Source organism: Microcoleus sp. Pol12B4, assembly GCF_036701385.1.
GTDB lineage: Bacteria > Cyanobacteriota > Cyanobacteriia > Cyanobacteriales > Microcoleaceae > Microcoleus.
The window spans coordinates 1-19001 of sequence record NZ_JAUBQR010000134.1 but is presented as its reverse complement, the minus strand read 5'-3'; the positions used below and the strand labels follow the sequence as shown (position 1 = coordinate 19001).

Genomic DNA, 19001 nt, shown 5'->3' with positions numbered 1-19001 from the left:
GATGCTCCAACAAATCTGCGATGAAGAAAAAGCCGATTTATTTATTTCTACTTATTATACAACCCCTTTGTCAACGCCATCGGTATTCATGGCCTATGACATGATCCCAGAGTTGATGGGACAAAATATGGGTCATTCCGAGTGGAGAGAAAAGCATTGCGGTATCCGCCACGCCTCTGCCTACATAGCCATTTCAGGAAATACAGCCCGCGATTTAGTTAAGGTTTTTCCTCATATTCCTTCAAGTTCTGTCGCTGTAGCGCACTGCGGAATTGATGCCAATTTCTCGCCAGCCGATAGAGAAGAAATTGCAGGTTTTAAATCAAAGTACAGCATTGCCAAGCCCTATTTTCTGTTGGTAGGTGAGAGGGTTGGCTGGCATGGTTACAAGAACGGGATATTATTCTTCAAAGCTTTTTCTCAACTTGCCAACAAGTTTGACTTTGATATAGTCTGTGCAGGCGGCAAACCTGTATTAGAACCAGAGTTGAAATTGTATAGTTCTGGAATCACTGTCCACACGCTGCAACTAAGCGACAGCGAACTGAGGGCTGCTTATTCGGGTGCTTCAGTGTTAGTTTATCCGTCGAAATATGAAGGCTTTGGGTTGCCAGTTCTTGAGGCAATGGCTTGCGGTTGTCCAGTCATTACCTCTCCAAACGGTTCGATTCCCGAAGTAGCAGGACAAGCAGCGGTTTATGTGGACGGAGAAGATGTAATTGGCCTTGTTAATGCTCTGCTGGAAATACAGAAGCCTGGTGTGCGTAACTCATTAATTGCGGCGGGGTTAGAGCAAGCTAAGAAGTTTTCTTGGTCGAAAATGGCTGCAACTGTTAGCTCACTTTTGCTTCAAGTAGCCGATCGCACGCATTCGGAGCCCGCTTCTGTTCAACCCCCATCTGATGCAGGCTTGCAGGGCCAATTGGGGAATGGTGAGAAGTCGAGTTTTAAAGTATCTGCGATCGTTTCTACTTACAATTCCGAAAAATTTATCCGCGGCTGCTTGCAGGACTTGGTAGAGCAAACGCTGTACAAACAAGGCGCACTGGAAATCATAGTGATTGACAGCGGTTCTCAAGAAAACGAACAGTCTGTTGTGCGGGAATTTCAAGCAAAATATCCGAATATTGTGTACGATCGTACTTCTGACCGCGAGACATTATATGCAGCCTGGAATCGAGGCATTAAGATGTCGCGCGGAGCTTACATGACTAATGCTAATACCGATGACAGACATCGCCCCGATGCCCTAGAAATCATGGCGAAATACTTGGACGAAAACGCCGAAGTAAGTCTGGTATATGCTGACCAATTAATCACCAACACAGCTAACGATACTTTTGCAAAAACCCAAGCCCAAAAGCGCTGGAATTGGCCAGCCTTTGACTACAGCGAGCTCGAACGGCGCTGCATTATTGGCCCTCAGCCGATGTGGAGAAAATCGCTGCACGAAAAATACGGCTATTTCCGAACCGAATTTACGGCGGCTGGCGATTACGAATTTTGGCTGCGGATTGGCAAAACCGAAAATATTGTGTACTTGCCAGAAATTCTCGGCTTGTACTGCGAAAATCAACAAGGTTTGGAACATTCATCGCCCATATCGCAGCAAGAAACTCGGCAAATATGGGATGAATATGGGATTGCCCGCCGAGGTGTAAAACCAGCCACTACATTACCTGTTTCAATCTCTCCCTTACAGCTAAATGCCATGCCTTACCGCACCTCCGCAGAAACACTCGTCAGCGTAATCATTCCCTGCTACAACCACGCAACTTTACTCAGAGAAGCTTTTGAAAGTGTTGTCAGTCAAACTTATCCAAACTGGGAGTGCATAATTGTCAATGATGGCAGCACTGACGATACCAGTAACTTCGCCAAATATTTAATTAAACTGTATCCTCAAAAATCGCTTCGCCTCATAGATAAAGCCAACACGGGGCCCGCTGATTCCAGAAATCTTGGCGTTCAGCAGTCGTCAGGTAAGTTTATTTTATTCTTAGATGCTGATGATAAACTTCATCCCAAATTTCTAGAGGAGTGCGTGGAAATTTTATTAGCGAAACCCAATGTTGGTTTTGTCTATACAGATGTGCAGCAATTCGGAGCAAACTGCGATTTAGTTATCCACGGTGACTTTGAGACCAATCGGTTTTTGAGAGACAATCAAGCCCCCGCTACTTCCCTATTTAGAAGGGAGATTTACGAGCAAGTAGGTGGCTTGAAAAAAGTGATGAAGCTGGGATGCGAAGATTGGGAATTTTGGATTTCTGCCTATGAAAAAGGCTGGTTAGGCGAGCGATTACCTAAACCTTATCTCTATTACAGGCAGCACGGCGACGGCTCTAGTAGAACCCAAAAAATGGCTGGCGACCGCCCAAAACTAGACTTAATGAGAGCCACAATTATTCACCTCCACTCTCAACTTTACAAACCAGAAGAAGTGCGTTGGTCACAGCAAATTTTGCAGCAACACGGCAATTTAATTGCTAATGAATTAGTTGAATTTAACAAACCCGAACAATTTTTAACTTTGCTGTCCCAATATGTTGGAGAGTATCAAAAAGACCAAGCTAATGAAGTAAACCTGGCTAACATCCGCCAATCCCGGCAGCAACTTGCCAATTATTGGCTGAATCTGCCCGCAGAACAACTGGCAAATGCCTATAGCGGTGATGCAGGTAAGGCGCATCAGCTACTGCTAAACAGCTATATCAAAGATGAAGCGCTGACAGATGCCGAAAAGACTGTTATCGATCGACTAAGAGCACATCTCTCCCAGGGAATTAAAACTCCCAAAGATATTAACTACCTACTAGCAGCCGCCCTCTATCGTCGTGCAGATCAGTTACTGCTGAAGTATGAAAGTGCAGCTATACCTAATTGGTTGGTCAACAACTATCTCAAATTTATGTTTGCTGCGCCTACTCTCTTTCAAGAAATAGGAGAGGCTGATAATTATTGCCGGTATGTCCAGGGATGGCTCAGTTATTTACATAGCAATATTTTCAAGAACCCAAACTCACAAGTTTGGCAGGACATCGCTTGGTTTTTCACTCAAAGTGCTAACTTTATTCCTCTGTACTTCAATAGTAAAAATCTCAAGGAGATCTACACAAAGCGGGCAGATATTATTGAATATGCCGTGAAAAATCGTGGGGCTGCGATTGATTGCATTTTTCCGGCTCGACCTGCAAACAGACAGAAAATTCGCCTCGGTGTCCTGACTAAACATTTTGGGGCGATGACGGAAACTTTCGCCACGTTACCCGCTTTTGAATATCTGAATCGAGAGCAATTTGAAATTATTTTATACGCTCTCAATCTCGACGGGAATAAACTAGAACAGTATTGTCAGAGTCGCGCTGACAGACTGGTTAAACTGCCGAATGACTTGCCAAGTCAAGTTCAGACAATCCGCGCTGATGACTTAGATATTCTGCTGATTGCTACCAATATTACTGCGGTTAGTCATCCGATTAGTTTACTAGCATTGCATCGATTGGCGCGCGTACAAACTACCTGTTTTAATTCTCCCGTTACCACAGGAATTCGACACATTGACTATTACATAGCTGGTAAGTTGATGGAACCTGTACCTGAAGGACAGGAGCATTATCGCGAGGAATTAGCAACTATTGACGGGCCTGGATGCTGTTTTAGCTATACCCTCGAACCTTACACTCCTAACATTAATTTCACCAGAAATAGTATCGGCATTTCCGAGGAATCGGTTGTCTTTATTTCGAGTGCTAATTTGTATAAGCTAGTGCCGGAGTTAAGGGAAACATGGGCAAAGATTATTGCTGCTGTTCCTAATTCGGTGCTGTTTTTAATGCCCTTCGGCCCTAGCTGGACTAATCATTATCCTGGGGGGGCTTTTGTAAATAATATGAAAGCCGTTTTTGCTAAGTATGGCATTGAGAGTAATCGTTTGCGGGTGTTGAAGAGTTTTCCTAACCGTGCGGATGTTAAAGAAGTTTTGAAGTTGGGGGATGTTTATTTAGATTCCTATCCCTATGCGGGGACTACTTCTCTTGTAGATCCCTTAGAGGTGGGGCTTCCAACGGTGGTTAGGGATGGCGATACTTTGCGATCGAGAATGGGGGCGGCGGTGGTACGATCGCTCTCTATACCAGATTTAATTGCCAATAGCGAAGCATCTTACATTCAGCTAGCCGTTACTCTCGGCACTAACCCGCAATTGCGGCAGCAAAAACGGCAGGAAATTCAGCAAAAAATGCAAGCTAATCCGGCTTGTTTTGACAGTGTGGCATACTCTGGGGCGATCGGCAAATTATTCCAAGAACTCTTTGGCAAATGGCAAGCCAGCCACCTGGAAGCATCCCGTAGCTTACAGGATAGCATTCCCAAGCAGCCAGATTTGGGCGAGATGCTCTCGAATTCCCTCAAGCTTTACCAACGAAACTCCTCAAACATCTCAGCAATATCCGAACTGCGTCAAATCCGCAAACAAATCGCTGATTTTTGGCTGAACGTTCCCACAGAAAATCTCGAAACTGCCTACAGAAGTGCTTCAGGTAACAGCTATCAAATCCTGCTCCAGAGCGGTTTCCAACGTCAACCGATGATCGAAAGCGAACAAATATTTTTGCAGCAATTAACCCAGATTAGCAAAGGATTAGTGCATCCCAAAGCTGTCAACGCCTTACTCGCGGCGATGCTGTATTTCCCACCGGAAACCATGCGAATTCCCGACGCTCGTAACCGTTTGCCACACTGGTTAATTGCGGATTACGAACAAGTCTTTGAGAGTGAAGCCGCTGTCAAGTCTGATTCAACTTCTGACTTGCTAGCTCAATACATTCAATCCCCGCAGTTTGCAAATCAACTGTTAGGATGCGTCAATCTTTACCGCATCGATCCTTCTGACGAATCGGTAGTTTTGGAACTCCGCCAAATCAGAAAACAAATGGCTGATTTTTGGCTGACTGTTCCTTCAGATAAACTAGAAAATTTTTATCGAGGAGAAGTTCGGAAGGGATATCAAGCAATTCTTAGCTCTGGCTTGCAAGCAGAAGCAATGACTGAAGCAGAACAAAAATTTTTGCAGCAATTGACCGACATTAGTAAAGGGTTGGTGCAGCCTCAAGCTATCAATGCTCTGCTGGGGGCGATGCTGTATTTTGTTCCGGGAAAAATGCGGGTTCCCGATGCTCGCAATCGCTTGCCGAAGTGGTTGCTTGAAGATTACGAAAAGGTGTTTGAAAGCGCATTCGCGACAACAGAACCAACACTTGCAAAACCCGATTATCTGCCGCAGTTTCTCAATCAATTAACTGCTGCCGTCAATCTCTATGAAATTGACCCGACGGCTGAATTGGTAATAGCAGATTTGCGGCATATTCGCAAGCAAATTGCCGATTTGTGGCTGAGCGTTTCCGGGGAACAACTCGAACTTTTGTACCGGAGCGATTTTGGTAAAGGTTACAAAGCAATGTTGGGCAGCGGGTTTATTAACGAGCCGCTGAATGAGAGCGATCGCGAGTTTTTTAACTCGTTGGTTGTTGAGTTGAGTAAAGGGTTTGGAGCGCCTAAAGCTGTAAATAATTTGTTGGCGGCGATGCTGTATTGTCGCGCTGGACAGTTGCGGGTTCAGGATGCGAATACTTGTTTGCCTCCGTGGTTGTTGGCGGATTACGAGCAGTTTGTTGGGGGTGCGATCGAGCTTGCTGTCAAGTAAACGGATCGCGCTGGGCGGGCAGCGGCTCGCCCAGCGCGATCGATTAGTTAGGGAATTGAATCTTGATTTGGATTAGAAAAGGCATTAGCAAGAGCTACGTATTCTTTAACAAGCTTTGCTAACTCTGTAAACGACATTGTGACTCCGCTTGCACAAATACCATTGTTGGAAATCCAAACATGGTGTAAATTTCCTTCAGGTATTATAGTTGACGCTTCAAGATGCTTGCTAATATTGTAAAGTCTATTAAGCTTTTCATGAGAGCTACCGTCTCCTGTTTTAAACAAATTCGTTTCCTTTGACTCTCTCTTTTTTCCTAGTTTTCTCCAAAATTCGTAAGCCTGATATAATTGTGTAACTGCTATTTCAAAATGAGAAAGCGCTTGAAAATATAAAGATATGTTCTTTTTGCTCTCATTTAAATATAAAAGCAGTAGAGTACGACCATTTTGATACTCAACTAAAGCCATTTGTACGCGACGGATGATTCCAAAAATATAAGGTTTGTACTCCGTTTTAATAGGAGATGTGAATATAGAATTAAGGATAAAGTTATGAATCAAATCTCCTACCTCAGCGGAGTGATCTCCTAGATCGGGAGCATTACACTCAGACAATGCTGAAATTTCCTGAGCGAAGAAGTTATCTAAGCCATAGGCTGTAAAAGGCATAATTTGTGACTTAATGACGACTTCTCAAGTCTAACGTCTGCTAAAAAGCTCAGCTTATGGACAACCGAACCCATCGGGTAGTATTTACTACACTACTCTTACCTTAGAACTAGACAAGTCTGAAAAGGGATATCTAACTAAAATTATGTCATTTTTAGAGGAGCTGGGCATAGACATCATCCTCAGTATTTTCCCAAACTGTATCTAATGATGTTTGACTGGCTTCAAGCCAAAACTCAGCTTCTTCATCAGGTAAAACTGTTACTAATACTTTTGCCCCTTCGGGTAATTCTGATAACTCCAGCAGTTCAATTTTCCCTTGTCGAACAGTAGCCCAAAGTGTTTTTAGCATATCGACCTCATAAACTGTGCTTTATGCAATTTGCAGATTTATGTTAGGTTTTCGCACTGAGCGACTAATTACAACCTCACACATCGATTGAGGAAGTATTTAAGCCTGATTTAGGATCAATTCAACACAAGTTCTGGATGTTGTGGCTCAAATAAGGGGCGAGTTACCTGACGCAGTAGCACTGTTTCTAAACTGCCTTCTACCACATTTTCTGCTTCTATTTCTAACTCGCCCCACAATAGCCGATCGCCTTGATTTGGCATTTTACCCAAATTGTGAATCACGAATCCGGCGATTGTTTGGTAAGCTTGGTTAGTCGGCAGATTTAACCCAAGTTTTTCGTTAACTGCTATCACTTCCCATAGGCCAGAAATTAGTGCCGAATGAGCATCTTTTTGAACGAGAGTTGCTTCGGAAGGTAACAGCAGGGGTTGAGACTCTTTACTGGTAATCCAATCAGTCAGCAGCCGCACGGTACCGTTGAGAATTGCTAGCAGCGGCCACAGTAATTTTGAGCAGAGTTCCAGGGCAGGCATCAACAGCAAAGCGGTGCGTTCTGGGGCGTGGGTTGCTAATACTTTGGGGATGAGTTCTCCTAAGACTATTTCTACGTAAGTTACAAAAATAAAAGCTGCGGGAACTGCGATCGAATGAGCAGTCAGCACGGCCGACCAATGACCGATCGGCAATTTATCAATCCACGGTTCGATCCAGTGTACAGTTGCTCCCTCACCCAACCAACCCAACAGCAAACTCCCTGCTGTTGTGCCAGTTTGAGTCACAGACAGGTAATGCGGTATGTTGTTCTGAGCTTGGTGGACGAGTTCGGCGGTTTTAGCCGTTGGGCGATCGTCCAAGTGGGCGAGTTGGCGGATTTGATGGCGATCGGCTGATACTAATGCTAGTTCTGACGCCACAAAAAAAGCGATTAAAAGCGTTAAGCCCAGCAACATTGCTAATCTCAGCATTGTTTGAGCGACTTCTATTTCCAGGCAAGTAAGATTGTTCAAGATAGATATCTAATATGATAGATGTTTTACGTTAATTCTTTTATTTTAGCTTGGGATTTAGATAGGTTTATCCCCCGATATTTCGGATATCCCCACTACCCTTATTCGTAGGTGCGCCGAGGAGGCGCACCTTACCCGTAGAACTTGTAAACTCTTTCTCTTTTCTTATCCTCCTTCGCCATAATAGGGCTAAGGCGAGTTTCATCGGTTCGTTCCAAACCATCCAATTCACAAAACCGGAACTCATTGCTGTATCAACTCTCCCTTACTCCCCGGAGTGAGTTCATTTCCGTAAACGTTTGCACCGGATCGGACTTCAACCCGCCTTGAATGTAATTCAATTTCACTTCTTCCAACAAATCCGACAGCAGCGACTGCAATTCTCCGAGAGTTTTCTCATCTTGCAATTCCCGCCGCAAACTTTGATTAAATTCTTGGCTGAAATTATCGAAAATTTTTCTACCTTTATCATCTTCGTAAGTAGTAGATACCACATCCACAGCAGTTTGAGCCAAATAATTCGCTAGCTGTTCCGTCATCTCTGTCGGCAAAATGTTAATCGGAGAGAAAGTTTGCAGGATTTGATAAAAATCAGACTGTTTGATTGTTGTTTCCAAATTGTGGTGCAGCAATTCTTCCAAATCCGGTTGCACCTGTGGCAAAACTTTGTAAATTGTCAGATCCAAAATCCGCTTGGTAATTTGTTCGATCGTATTTTCCTGATTGACATGAAGGTACGGCTGCTGCGCCAGCAAGATCTGCGCCGCGTCGCCTTGTTTGATAGAACTTTTAGCTTGATTGATAAACCGCACCATCATGTATTCCGAGATCGTATTGGCTAAATAAGCCACCGGTTCGTAGGTAACTTGAGCAACTACGCGATCGAGATTCACCAAACCCGACTTGTGAAGCCGCACCAATACCGGCAGAATCCGCCACCCCTGCCAAATCGGTATCACCAGAAACACCTCGTACCAGCGCCTCAGCACAAAATCAAACCAAGTTACCCCCGGTTTGCGGCGGGTATGGAACAGACTTTTAATCAAAAATTCCGCCCCAAAAAAACCGATAAACAACGCATCAATTCGCCAAAACTGGTCAGCGCTTTTCAAATATTCTGGATTTTGTAAACTTGAATCAATGCCTTTAATCGGGTCATAAATTTTAACTAAACCTGGAAAATAGCTCTGATAAACAGGCCGCAACTGAAGGTAACTGAAATGGAAAAGTACCAGCAAAAAATTGACCAGCGCTACTAGGGCGCTCAATTTTGCCCAAGAAATTGCTTTTTTGGACAATGTTATATCGGTGCTGTTAACAGTTGTGTTGGAATCAGACATAAAAGTAATCTTCCGAATTTGCTAATCGATAAATCTATCTTGTGGCTGAGGCTAAAAAACTCTTAACCTATTAAGATCCCTTGGACGATAAGTATAAGGAAACCAAAGACCGTGAACTTAAAAACAGTCATATCGCTGCTCAAACAAACTTTTACTGAATGGCAAGAAGATAAAGCGCCAACCTTAGCCGCCGCCCTAGCCTATTACACAGTCTTCTCCCTCGCCCCGTTGCTAATTATCGTAATTGCGATCGCGGGTTTAGTCTTTGGTGCAGACGCAGCCCAAGGTCAAATCGTCGCCCAACTCCAAAGTTTAATCGGCAAAGATGGCGCCGAAACCGTCCAAGAACTCATCCTCAAAGCCTCCGAACCAAAGTCGGGAATGATTGCTACTTTAGTCGGTATCGCTACACTTTTGTGGGGGGCTTCCAACGTGTTTACTAATCTCAAAGAAGCCCTCAATACTATTTGGAATGTTTCACCGCCCCCCGGACGAGGAATCTGGGGATTTCTGCAAGACCGCGTATTGTCTTTTGCAATGATTTTAGGCATAGGCTTTCTACTGCTAGTATCTTTAGTAATTAGTGCGATTTTAGCCGCCGTTAGCTATTGGTTGAATGGCTTGCTGCAATTACCAATCAACATTTGGCAGATTGTGGACTTTGCTATCTCCTTTGGCGTAGTTACGCTGCTTTTTGCGTTAATTTACAAACTTTTGCCCGATGTCAATCTTGCCTGGAATGATGTGTGGATCGGCGCCGCCATCACCTCAGTGCTGTTTACGATCGGCAAATCCCTAATTGGAGTTTACCTCGGAGGTAGCGGTATTGCCTCTACCTACGGTGCTGCGGGATCGTTCGTAATTATCCTGCTTTGGATTAATTATTCCGCTCAAATTCTCTTCTTAGGTGCCGAGTTTACCCAAGTTTGGGCTAACCGATACGGATCTCTAATGCCAGGTTCGCGAAAGAATATCCTAAACAGTGAAAACGGTGAATCCTCCGCACGCAAACATCGGAAGAACTCTTAAGATTAGACAAACCGGAAATTAGAAGTTAAACTCGCACTTCTGGTTTGACATAAGAAGCCACAAGTAATAAGCAAGAAGGAATGCCGAAGGCGGAAGGAAAGAAAAATTTTGAATGCAATAATTTTGCTTTTTTTTCGCTGGCCCTGTAACATTCGGTCTTCGGGACAACCGACTTCTGCTTTGGAGAAAGCTTTACTTATTTATCCAGAGGGGTAAAACTATACCTTCGACTGATCTGGCATCTCTAGCAGCAAGCTAAAAGCAGGCTCTAGTTAGAGATGGCTAGAAGGTGCGAGTTTGACACAGGCAAGAAAGAATAAGGAAAATTCCCTTCACCCTCGTTCATTTCCATTTAGATTATCTAGATTTTTTGCTGCTGCACGTCTCTGTCAGCAGAAGTAAGTCGTCTGTAAATTTTTCCCTGCAACTTATCCCGGAAGGATGATTTATCGATCCCGCATTTTGACTTTAATACAAATTAGCTAGAAGATTCCAGTCCCGGCGCAGCAGCCAAAATGGCACTTTCAATCTTCTCCTAAAAATTTTTAAATTTTTGGTAAAAAAGCATGAATTCCTTAACTAAAAAACGCATCGCTCTCATCTCGGTACACGGTGATCCCGCTGTAGAAATTGGCAAAGAAGAAGCGGGCGGGCAAAATGTTTACGTGCGTCAAGTAGGAGAAGCTTTGGCTAAACAGGGGTGGCAAGTTGATATGTTCACCCGCTTATCCGATCGCCAACAAGCAAGAATTGTACAGCACAGTCCCAATTGCCGGACAATTAGGCTAGTAGCAGGGCCACAAGAATTTATTCCCCGCGATGAACTTTATGGATATTTGCCAATCTTTGTTCAAGAATTTAACAAATTTCAGTTAGAGTCAGGCTTTCAATATCCCTTAGTTCACACAAATTACTGGCTGTCTTCTTGGGTGGGAATGGAGTTGAAAAAATCGCAACCTCTGCTGCAAGTTCACACTTACCATTCTTTGGCCGCAATTAAATACAAGTCGGTTTCGACAATTCCGATGATTGCCAAAACCAGGCTGCAAGTAGAAAAAACACTTTTGGAAACAGCCGATCGCGTAGTGGCTACCAGTCCCCAAGAAAAAGAACACATGAGATCTCTGGTTTCCTCAAAAGGCAATATTGACATCATTCCCTGCGGTACCGACACTGAACGGTTCGGTTCGATCGCCCGATCGACGGCCCGCCGCCACTTGGGCATAGCCCCCGAAACCAAAGTCGTGTTGTACGTCGGCCGTTTCGACCCCCGCAAGGGCATAGAAACCTTAGTCCGCGCCGTTAGTCTGTCGGCGGTGCCCAAAGCCGATTTAAAACTCATAATTGGCGGCGGGTGGCGTGAGGGGGAAAGCGACAGTAAAGAGCGCGATCGTATCGGCAGCATCGTTGAAGAACTCGGTCTGAGCGACATTACCAGTTTTCCCGGCGCCTTGAGCCGAGACATTCTCCCCGCCTACTACGCTGCCGCCGATGTGTGCGTCGTTCCCAGCCACTATGAACCCTTCGGTTTAGTCGCCATTGAAGCGATGGCCTGCGGCACGCCCGTAGTCGCCTCCGACGTGGGAGGGCTGAAATATACAGTAGTGCCACAAGAAACAGGTTTGCTTGCGCCGCCGAAAAATGAAGCAGCCTTTGCCGATGCGATCGATCGCTTGTTAGTTGACTCAGTATGGTGTCAGCAACTCGGACACACAGGCCGCCAGCACGTCGAAACCTATTTCAGTTGGGACGGTATCGCCTCCCAACTCAGTCAACTTTACACTCAACTGCTCGAACAATCGGTCATTCAGCTTGACCCGGTGAGCGCTTAGTAGTATCACTTAGTATGGTTGAAGCCAGTTTCCCTTGCTCCCTGTTTCACTCATCCGTTCTCACTGGGAACCTTCAACTAGAAGTGATATCAGGAGGTACTCTTGTACGCGCCAGAACATCTGGGAAGCCATCTGCAACCCATTTCAGACATCGAGCTAATTCGCCTCTGGGTGGAGCAAAAATCCCCCCGCAGCAAGCGCTTTAGCTGGCAGGCGGCCAACCGTTTTCGGCTGTTTGTAGAAAAACCGCTGGCAGAAGTGACTCTGACTGATGTCGAGACTTTCGCTGCAGCAATGAGATCTCGAAAACTTGCACCCGGTTTCTACAAGCAAACCTTGCTAGCGCTGAAATCGCTGTTCGCCTTCGGCCAGCAAACGGGAATCTTGCCCGCAGCCCTCCCCCTGCACGGGTGGCCTGTGCGGCAGCGCAGGCAACTGTCCAAACGCCTCCGTTTTAGACTTTCATGGAGTTTGTGCATCTGTTTATGCTTTTTTTTGGGTCGAATGACCCCGAGACTGTGGGGGCAATCGGTCTCGGCAGAAAGCTCGCCCACCCCGAAACGTCTGCCGGAAGTTGCGGCCCTCGATTCACCAGACCTCAGAGAGGATAACATCGAGCGCGATCGGAAATCGGGAACTGCAACCCTCAATTCACCAGAGCCCATACAGGATAACAGACTCGATAGCATCGGCCCGGAACGTCGAGTAAAAGCCTTTCTCGACACAATTGCCGCCGCCGAAGGAACCGCTAGCGCCGACGGCTACCGCACTCAGTACACCGGCACGAAATTTGTCAGCTTTCAAGATCATCCTAGGGAAATGAGGTGCGGCCGCCGCTATGGCAAAAAACTCTGTTCCGACGCAGCGGGGCGATATCAGTTTCTCAGCACCACTTGGGACAGATTTGCCAAAAAATTTAGCATCAGCGATTTCAGCCCCCAAAATCAAGACCTTGTAGCTGTAGAGTTAATCCGAGAAAAAGGTGCATTAGAAGATATAGAAGCGGGTCGATTGGAGCCAGCAGTCAGAAAACTCGCTTACATCTGGCCTTCTTTTCGGCGTTATGGCGGCTCCGTGGAATCGTCAATGCCCAAACTCGAAGCAATGTACCTGCAAAATTTGGGGATTGACCGCCCAGGATTGGTTGTTAGCAATTAGTGAATAGTCCTCGGACGAGTTGAGATTGGGGTTTGGCAATTTTGGATTAAATCTTGACATCCAAAATTGAAAATGAGGGAGTTATGGGTGATGTCTATTCTTCGGAAATTTAAAAATTAGGCTAATTTTCCATCTTCCATGTGAAGGATGCGATCGGCAATATCCAAAATTCGGTTATCGTGGGTTACTAACAAAATAGTGCAACCCTGTTCTTTGGCTAATTGCTGCATCAAATTCACCACTTCGCGACCGGATTTGCTGTCCAGGGCGGCTGTTGGTTCGTCAGCTAAAACAATTTGCGGTTGACTGACCAAAGCGCGGGCGATCGCAATTCTTTGTTTCTGTCCCCCTGACAAATCATCTGGATAATAGTTAATCCGCTGTTCCAGTCCTACTAACTCTAGCATTTTTGCAGAGCGATCGCGCATTTGGGAACGCGACAAATTCCCGTGAACTTCCAAACCCATTTGCACGTTTTGCAGCGCCGTCAAACTACGGTGCAAGTTGTGCGCCTGAAAAATATAGCCTATTTTGCGCCGCGCCTTTACCAATTGGTCTGAACTTGCTTTGCACATTTCTTGACCGAGAATTTGGAGACTTCCCGATTGACCGGATCTCAGTCCGCCAATCAAAGTTAAAAGCGTAGTTTTTCCAGAACCGGAAGGCCCCGTCATCAGCACGATTTCACCTGCTTTAATTTCGAGATTAATGTCAAAAAGTACCTGTTTTCGCAGTTGACCTTGACCGAAGTAGTGGTCGAGGTGGTGCGCGGAAATTACAGGTGCAGGAATCTGTAATACGTTGGTTGTTGGGTAGAGAGTAGTAGAATTCATATGTTATTGGTTTGAGGTTAGAGATTTAATTAAGACACAAGGTTGCCTAAATCTTTGATTAAGAGGGAAACCGCAGATGAAGGCAGATGGATTTCAAGATTGGTAAATTTTTGACTTCAAGTCTAATAAACCGCTTTTGTCCCCAACAAGGCAGAGCAAAAAGAAGAGAAAGATTGCAAAAATATGTTTTTAGTCATGGCTTTAGTCTTTCATCCTCTGTTATTCATTTTCCCTTAAAACATATCTGCTGGATCGGCTGCTTGCAGTTTACGAGTGGCAATTGCTCCTGAAATAGTGCACATAATCACGTTCAAGATTAACACTGCAACTGCTCGAATCAGCGTCATGTACAGGGGTAGATTTGTAGCTTTGCGAGTTATAGAGTAGAGTCCGAAAGAGACTCCTAGTCCTGGCAAAAAACCTAGGACGGAAAGAATTAGAGCTTCTTCAAAAACGATGCCGAGTAAATAAACATTGCGGTAGCCCATTGCTTTGAAAGTAGCGTATTCTCCCATGTGATCGCTGACATCGGTTGAGAGAACTTGATAAACAATAATCACCCCAACGACAAAACCCATCGCGACGCCTAAGTTAAATACAAAGCCGATCGCAGTATTCTTAGCCCAATAGTTTTTCTCAAAATCAATAAATTCTTGTTTGGTTAATACCTTGACATCCGCCGGCAAGTATGATTTTAACACTTGTTGAACTTCCACGGGGTCAGCACCCGGTTGCAGTTGAATTAATCCGGCATTAACACTCGCGGCGTTTTGTCTGGGAAACAGGCGCAGGTAATTTTGATCGCTAGTCATCAAAATACCGTCGGCGGCAAAAGATGCTCCAACTGTGAATAAACCGCTGACGTTAATCGTGCGTCGCTCTACCTCAGCTTTAACGGCTTTTCCTTCAGCGATTTGTGCGATCGTCCCTTGGTAGTCTCCCCTAGAAGCTCGATCGAACAACACGGTATCCGGCAATTTAATCGCGCTCAAATTTTGGTTGACTTCTGGAAGCGCAAACGCAGGGCGATCCGGATTGAAACCCACCACCATCAGCGACGTTTCGCGCCGAGTTTCGGGATTTTTCCAGTTAGCAATTTTCACGTAAAGCGGCTCGGCTGATTTCACACCCGGTACGTTCATTGCTTGATACAATCTGCGCCTGGGGAAGGAAGACAAATTAATCAAATTTCGCGCTTGGGGGTGAATCAAAACTAAGTCTGTTTCCAAGCTTTGATGCAGCCGCGTATTGCTGGTGTAAAGGGCATTTTGAAAGCCTAACTGCATGAACATCAAAACGTCAGCAAAGGCAATTCCTGCTACTGCAACCAGCATTCGCCCTTTGTCGTGACTCAGTTGCAGCCATCCGAGGGGAGTTCTGCGTCTTAACTGTTCTAAGGGTTTTATTAGTCCAATCATAGGATTTTAGATTTTAGATTTTAGATTTTGGATTTTGGATTGAAGAAAGCGACCCTGCGGTTTAAGTCTTCTTAATCTTTAATTTCCCCGATCGCCACTTTGACTTGCAAATTGGTTAATCCACCTACTTTCTGGCTGGAAGCTTCATCTAAGCGCACTTTTACTTCCACAATTCGACCATCAATATTTGCAGAAGGATCGGTGTTAACAATGTTTTGCCGCTGCACTTGCAAACCAATATGTTCGACAGTTCCCCGCAATTCGCCGGTCAAAGCATCGCTAGTAATTTTGGCGGTTTGTCCGAGGCGTACTTTGTCCACATCGCTTTCGTAGATTTCCGCAACAGCCAGCATCTCGCGAGTTTGTCCGAGTTAGACAATGCCGTCGTTTCCCACCCTTTCCCCCGGATGCGTGTGAATTTTCAGGACTTGGGCGTCTCTGGGAGCACGGATGTAAGCTAGATCCAGATTGGCTTTGGCTTGTTTGGCGGCTGTTGCGGCGGAACTGACTTCGGCGGCGGCTGCTGCTATGTCAACGGGACGCACTTCGGCGATGCGATCGAGATTTGCCGCGGCTTCATTAATCTGCTGTTGGCGGGATTGCTGAATTTGGCTGAGTTTGGCTTGGGCTTCGTTAATTTGCTGTTGGCGGGATTGCTGAATTTGGTTGAGTTTGGCTTGGGCTTCGTTAATTTGTTGTTGGCGGGATTGGCGAATTTGATTCAGTTTTGCCTTTCCTTCGTTGAGTTGCTGTTGGGCTGTTTCGGCTGCGAGGCTTTTGCTGTCGCTAGTTGAGGCGGAAATTGCTCCCTGTTCATACAGTTGGGAGTAGCGCCGATCTTCGCTTATGGCGTTGCGGAGTTCGGCTTGTAGACGGGCAATTGCGGCTTGTTGGGTTTGAATTTCACCTTGTTGTTCGGCCCTGATGCGGGCAATTGTGGCTTGTTGCGCTGCAATTTCGGTGCTGCGATCAATTTCTAGACGGGCAACGATCGCCTGTTGCGCTGTGATCTCGTTGCTGCGATCGGCGGATAAACGGCTAATAGTCGCTTTCTGGGCTTGGATTTCACCGTTTTTGGCTCCTGCTTTCACTTTTGCTAGGTTTGCCTCAGCGACGCGCACTTGTTCTTGAGCTTGGTCGAGGGCGGCTTGCTGGCGATCGCGGCTGTCGAGAATTGCGATCGCCTGGCCTGTTTTCACCCTGTCTCCCTCTTTGACTAAGAGTCGATCGATCCGGTTTCCTTCCGCCGTACCGGAAGCGGAGACTTTAATTACTTCTCCTCTGGGTTCGAGTCGCCCCAAGGCTGTAACTGTGGTTAATTGGGATGCCGCCACGGATGCTGCTGCGGCTACTGCGTTGGGATGGGGTATGCGCGATCGCCAGATCGTGTAGCCTGTGGTTCCCGCTGCCCCCAGGGTTGCTACTGCTGCTACAACTAGGAGTTGTTTAACTAGGGATGGAGTGGAGGATAAGCCGTCTGCTGTTGGTTGGTGTACCATGACATACCTCTTTTTGAGAAAAAAAACTAAACGGTTTAGTTCTGATGTATTTTAATACTAAACCGTTCAGTATAATAATGTCAAGATCCTAAATAAAAATTACAGAAGCAAGGTATGGCAAGGACAAAATCGATAGAACCAGACGCAGCAGGAGGTGACAAAACCGAGCAAATCCTGCAAGGTGCGATGCAAGAATTTTTAGCCCACGGCTACGCGGGCACGAGTATGGACAAGGTAGCGAAGACGGGAGGAGTTTCTAAAGCCACGGTTTACAGCTATTTTGCAGATAAAGAAGGATTATTCGTGGCCTTAGTACAGCGGCTGGCGCAAAAAAAAGTCCATTTTACAGTTCTGGATGAAGAACCGGCCGTAGCGCTGCGATTCGTTGCCACAACTGTATTGGATCAGGTGACGCAGGAACCTGAATTTCTCAATTTTGTGAGGTTAGTGATTGCGGAGTCGGGGCGTTTTCCCCAGCTAGCGCAGACTTTTGTGAAAAACTTAGCTAAACCTGGTATTGAGCGGCTTACTCAATATTTGGCATTGCATCCAGAGTTAAAATTGCCAGATCCGGAGGCAACGGCGCGGATTTTTATTGGATCGCTGGTATATTTCCAGTTAACGCAGCATATGATGCACGGCAAAGATATGTGCGATTCGTTGAAACGTGAATCACGGTAATCAGTCCGTACACAGCGTTTCCAGCCACAAGGCTGAACTCTCGGTCTGATAAGGGTGCAAGTCCCTTCTGCCAGACTCAGGTATGACTCCCTATCTGCCCACACCGACCAAGCTCGATTCTTGGAGAGTGAAGCTGGGAACAGGATGCAACCAGACATCTAATGTGAGGTGACACTGGCGTTAATGGGGAGTTCCGATGGTGAAACAGAGCCTAGAAAAGTAACTTATGCCGAAGCGGGTCACAGACCAAAAATCCCGACTTTACTGGAGTTTATTCCCGCCGAACTGTGTGTCTAATAGCGGCAAGAGTCCAGGGAATTCAGTAGTTAAAATGGCTCCACCTAAAGGAACAATCAATCTAACCGAGGGAACGAATAAAAACGAACTAAGGGTCTAGGGGAAGTCGAACCCCAAGTAGGCTAGACGAGCAGCGGAATCCCCTTAGTTCGGGTAGGACAGACCGTAATTGGTCTGAGGTGTTCAGAATACACAAACTGGAGCAGAGCATGATTAGACACAACAGCAATGTTAGTGAATCTTGGAAAACGTTACCGTGGAAGAAATTCCGCCGTGATTTACTCCGCCTACAAAAGCGCGTGTACAAAGCGATTCAGGTTGGAGACAAGCCAAAAGCGAAGTCCCTTCAAAAGCTAATTCTGAAATCTTGGGCTGCAAGAATGTTGGCGATACGTCAAGTAACTCAACTAAACGCTGGCAAAAAGACTGCGGGAAGTGATAAAAAAGCCTCACTCACATATGAGGAAAGGTTTGCCCTGGGTGAAGAACTCAGAACCAAAAGTAACAACTGGAAACATCAGAAGTTACGTTCAATACCAATCCCTAAAAAGGATGGGAGTACCCGCCTCCTCAAGATTCCAACTATCGCCGATAGAGCGTGGCAATGCCTCGCAAAATACGCGCTAGAGCCAGCGCACGAAGCAACTTTCCACTCCCGGAGTTATGGATTTAGAACAGGTAGGTCGGCGCATGACGCGCAGAAAACTCTGTTCGACAACCTACGCTCTCAGAGCAACGGAATAGAAAAACGGGTTATCGAACTCGATATCGAAAAATGCTTTGACAGGATAAGCCACACCAGCATAATGGAACGACTCATCGCCCCAAAAGGCATCAAGACCGGAATATTCCGCTGTCTAAAATCAGGAGTCAATCCAGAATTTCCAGAACAAGGAACCCCGCAAGGGGGCGTGGTAAGTCCATTACTAGCCAATATCGCTCTCAATGGGATTGAGGAAATACATTATTCAGTCCGGTATGCGGATGACATGGTAATAATTCTGAAACCCAAAGATAATGCGAAGGCAATACTTGATAAAGTCAGCGAATTTCTGGCAGAACGAGGCATGAAAGTTAGTGAAAAGAAAACCAAGCTAACAGCTACGACAGATGGGTTTGACTTCCTCGGTTGGCATTTCAAAGTGCAAAACAACGGGAAATTTAGATGCGTTCCATC

At 45.8% G+C, this 19001-nt stretch carries 13 protein-coding genes and 1 pseudogene; 6 read left to right on the top strand and 8 right to left on the bottom strand.

The window, feature by feature from the left end:
• The coding region (locus QUA38_RS18355; protein ID WP_333164194.1) for a glycosyltransferase at positions 1-5704 on the top strand (5704 nt) is incomplete at its 5' end.
• Positions 5705-5751: 47 nt separating this feature from the next.
• Here the strand turns inward: QUA38_RS18355 and QUA38_RS18350 are convergent.
• The 4 genes from QUA38_RS18350 to QUA38_RS18335 all read right to left on the bottom strand — a co-directional run bounded on the left by QUA38_RS18350 (position 5752) and on the right by QUA38_RS18335 (position 9077).
• Positions 5752-6375, bottom strand: a complete 624-nt coding sequence (locus QUA38_RS18350; RefSeq protein WP_333164191.1) for a hypothetical protein — start codon at positions 6373-6375, stop codon at positions 5752-5754.
• A 154-nt stretch (positions 6376-6529) separates the two neighbouring features.
• The gene (locus QUA38_RS18345; protein ID WP_333094507.1) at positions 6530-6727 is read right to left on the bottom strand and encodes a hypothetical protein; all 198 of its coding nucleotides are present in this window, start codon (positions 6725-6727) and stop codon (positions 6530-6532) included.
• 116 nt (positions 6728-6843) lie between these two features.
• The gene (locus QUA38_RS18340) at positions 6844-7737 is read right to left on the bottom strand and encodes a CNNM domain-containing protein (RefSeq protein ID WP_333164188.1); all 894 of its coding nucleotides are present in this window, start codon (positions 7735-7737) and stop codon (positions 6844-6846) included.
• A 254-nt stretch (positions 7738-7991) separates the two neighbouring features.
• On the bottom strand, positions 7992-9077 hold the full coding sequence (locus QUA38_RS18335) for a hypothetical protein (RefSeq protein ID WP_333164185.1): 1086 nt from the start codon (positions 9075-9077) through the stop codon (positions 7992-7994).
• 111 nt (positions 9078-9188) lie between these two features.
• Between QUA38_RS18335 and QUA38_RS18330 the strand changes: the two genes are divergently transcribed.
• The 3 genes from QUA38_RS18330 to QUA38_RS18320 all read left to right on the top strand — a co-directional run bounded on the left by QUA38_RS18330 (position 9189) and on the right by QUA38_RS18320 (position 13096).
• Positions 9189-10106, top strand: a complete 918-nt coding sequence (locus QUA38_RS18330; RefSeq protein WP_333164182.1) for a YihY/virulence factor BrkB family protein — start codon at positions 9189-9191, stop codon at positions 10104-10106.
• Positions 10107-10672: 566 nt separating this feature from the next.
• Positions 10673-11938, top strand: coding sequence for a glycosyltransferase family 1 protein (locus QUA38_RS18325; RefSeq protein ID WP_333164179.1), 1266 nt, complete (start codon positions 10673-10675; stop codon positions 11936-11938).
• Between the two features lie 102 nt (positions 11939-12040).
• Complete coding sequence (locus QUA38_RS18320; protein WP_333164177.1) at positions 12041-13096, top strand: glycoside hydrolase family 104 protein; 1056 nt, start codon at positions 12041-12043, stop codon at positions 13094-13096.
• 116 nt (positions 13097-13212) lie between these two features.
• On the opposite strand, the gene QUA38_RS18315 is transcribed toward QUA38_RS18320, so the two are convergent.
• The 4 genes and pseudogenes from QUA38_RS18315 to QUA38_RS18300 form a co-directional block, all read right to left on the bottom strand.
• Positions 13213-13929 carry a DevA family ABC transporter ATP-binding protein gene (locus tag QUA38_RS18315; protein WP_333164174.1) on the bottom strand — a complete coding sequence of 239 codons (717 nt, stop codon included), beginning with the start codon at positions 13927-13929 and terminating at the stop codon, positions 13213-13215.
• Positions 13930-14162: 233 nt separating this feature from the next.
• The gene (gene devC, locus QUA38_RS18310) at positions 14163-15347 is read right to left on the bottom strand and encodes an ABC transporter permease DevC (RefSeq protein ID WP_333164171.1); all 1185 of its coding nucleotides are present in this window, start codon (positions 15345-15347) and stop codon (positions 14163-14165) included.
• A gap of 71 nt (positions 15348-15418) precedes the next feature.
• A pseudogene (locus QUA38_RS18305) lies at positions 15419-15706 on the bottom strand (HlyD family secretion protein); the annotation flags it as partial.
• Positions 15707-15718: 12 nt separating this feature from the next.
• A complete protein-coding gene (locus QUA38_RS18300) occupies positions 15719-16846 on the bottom strand; it encodes a biotin/lipoyl-binding protein (protein ID WP_333164170.1) in 1128 nt (375 codons plus the stop codon).
• A gap of 114 nt (positions 16847-16960) precedes the next feature.
• Here QUA38_RS18300 and QUA38_RS18295 point away from each other — a divergent pair, with 114 nt between their 5' ends.
• Positions 16961-17527, top strand: a complete 567-nt coding sequence (locus QUA38_RS18295; protein ID WP_333164167.1) for a TetR/AcrR family transcriptional regulator — start codon at positions 16961-16963, stop codon at positions 17525-17527.
• Between the two features lie 506 nt (positions 17528-18033).
• Positions 18034-19001: reverse transcriptase domain-containing protein (locus QUA38_RS18290; protein ID WP_333164164.1), on the top strand; the 968-nt coding region annotated here is incomplete at its 3' end.

What these genes read in the sequence shown, in the direction of transcription:
- QUA38_RS18350 (WP_333164191.1), bottom strand. Translation starts at nt 6,375, where the DNA reads ATGCCTTTTACAGCCTATGGCTTAGATAACTTCTTCGCTCAGGAAATT.
- QUA38_RS18345 (WP_333094507.1), bottom strand. Translation starts at nt 6,727, where the DNA reads ATGCTAAAAACACTTTGGGCTACTGTTCGACAAGGGAAAATTGAACTG.
- QUA38_RS18335 (WP_333164185.1), bottom strand. Translation starts at nt 9,077, where the DNA reads ATGTCTGATTCCAACACAACTGTTAACAGCACCGATATAACATTGTCC.
- QUA38_RS18325 (WP_333164179.1), top strand. Translation starts at nt 10,673, where the DNA reads ATGAATTCCTTAACTAAAAAACGCATCGCTCTCATCTCGGTACACGGT.
- QUA38_RS18315 (WP_333164174.1), bottom strand. Translation starts at nt 13,929, where the DNA reads ATGAATTCTACTACTCTCTACCCAACAACCAACGTATTACAGATTCCT.
- devC (WP_333164171.1), bottom strand. Translation starts at nt 15,347, where the DNA reads ATGATTGGACTAATAAAACCCTTAGAACAGTTAAGACGCAGAACTCCC.
- QUA38_RS18300 (WP_333164170.1), bottom strand. Translation starts at nt 16,846, where the DNA reads ATGGTACACCAACCAACAGCAGACGGCTTATCCTCCACTCCATCCCTA.
- QUA38_RS18295 (WP_333164167.1), top strand. Translation starts at nt 16,961, where the DNA reads ATGGCAAGGACAAAATCGATAGAACCAGACGCAGCAGGAGGTGACAAA.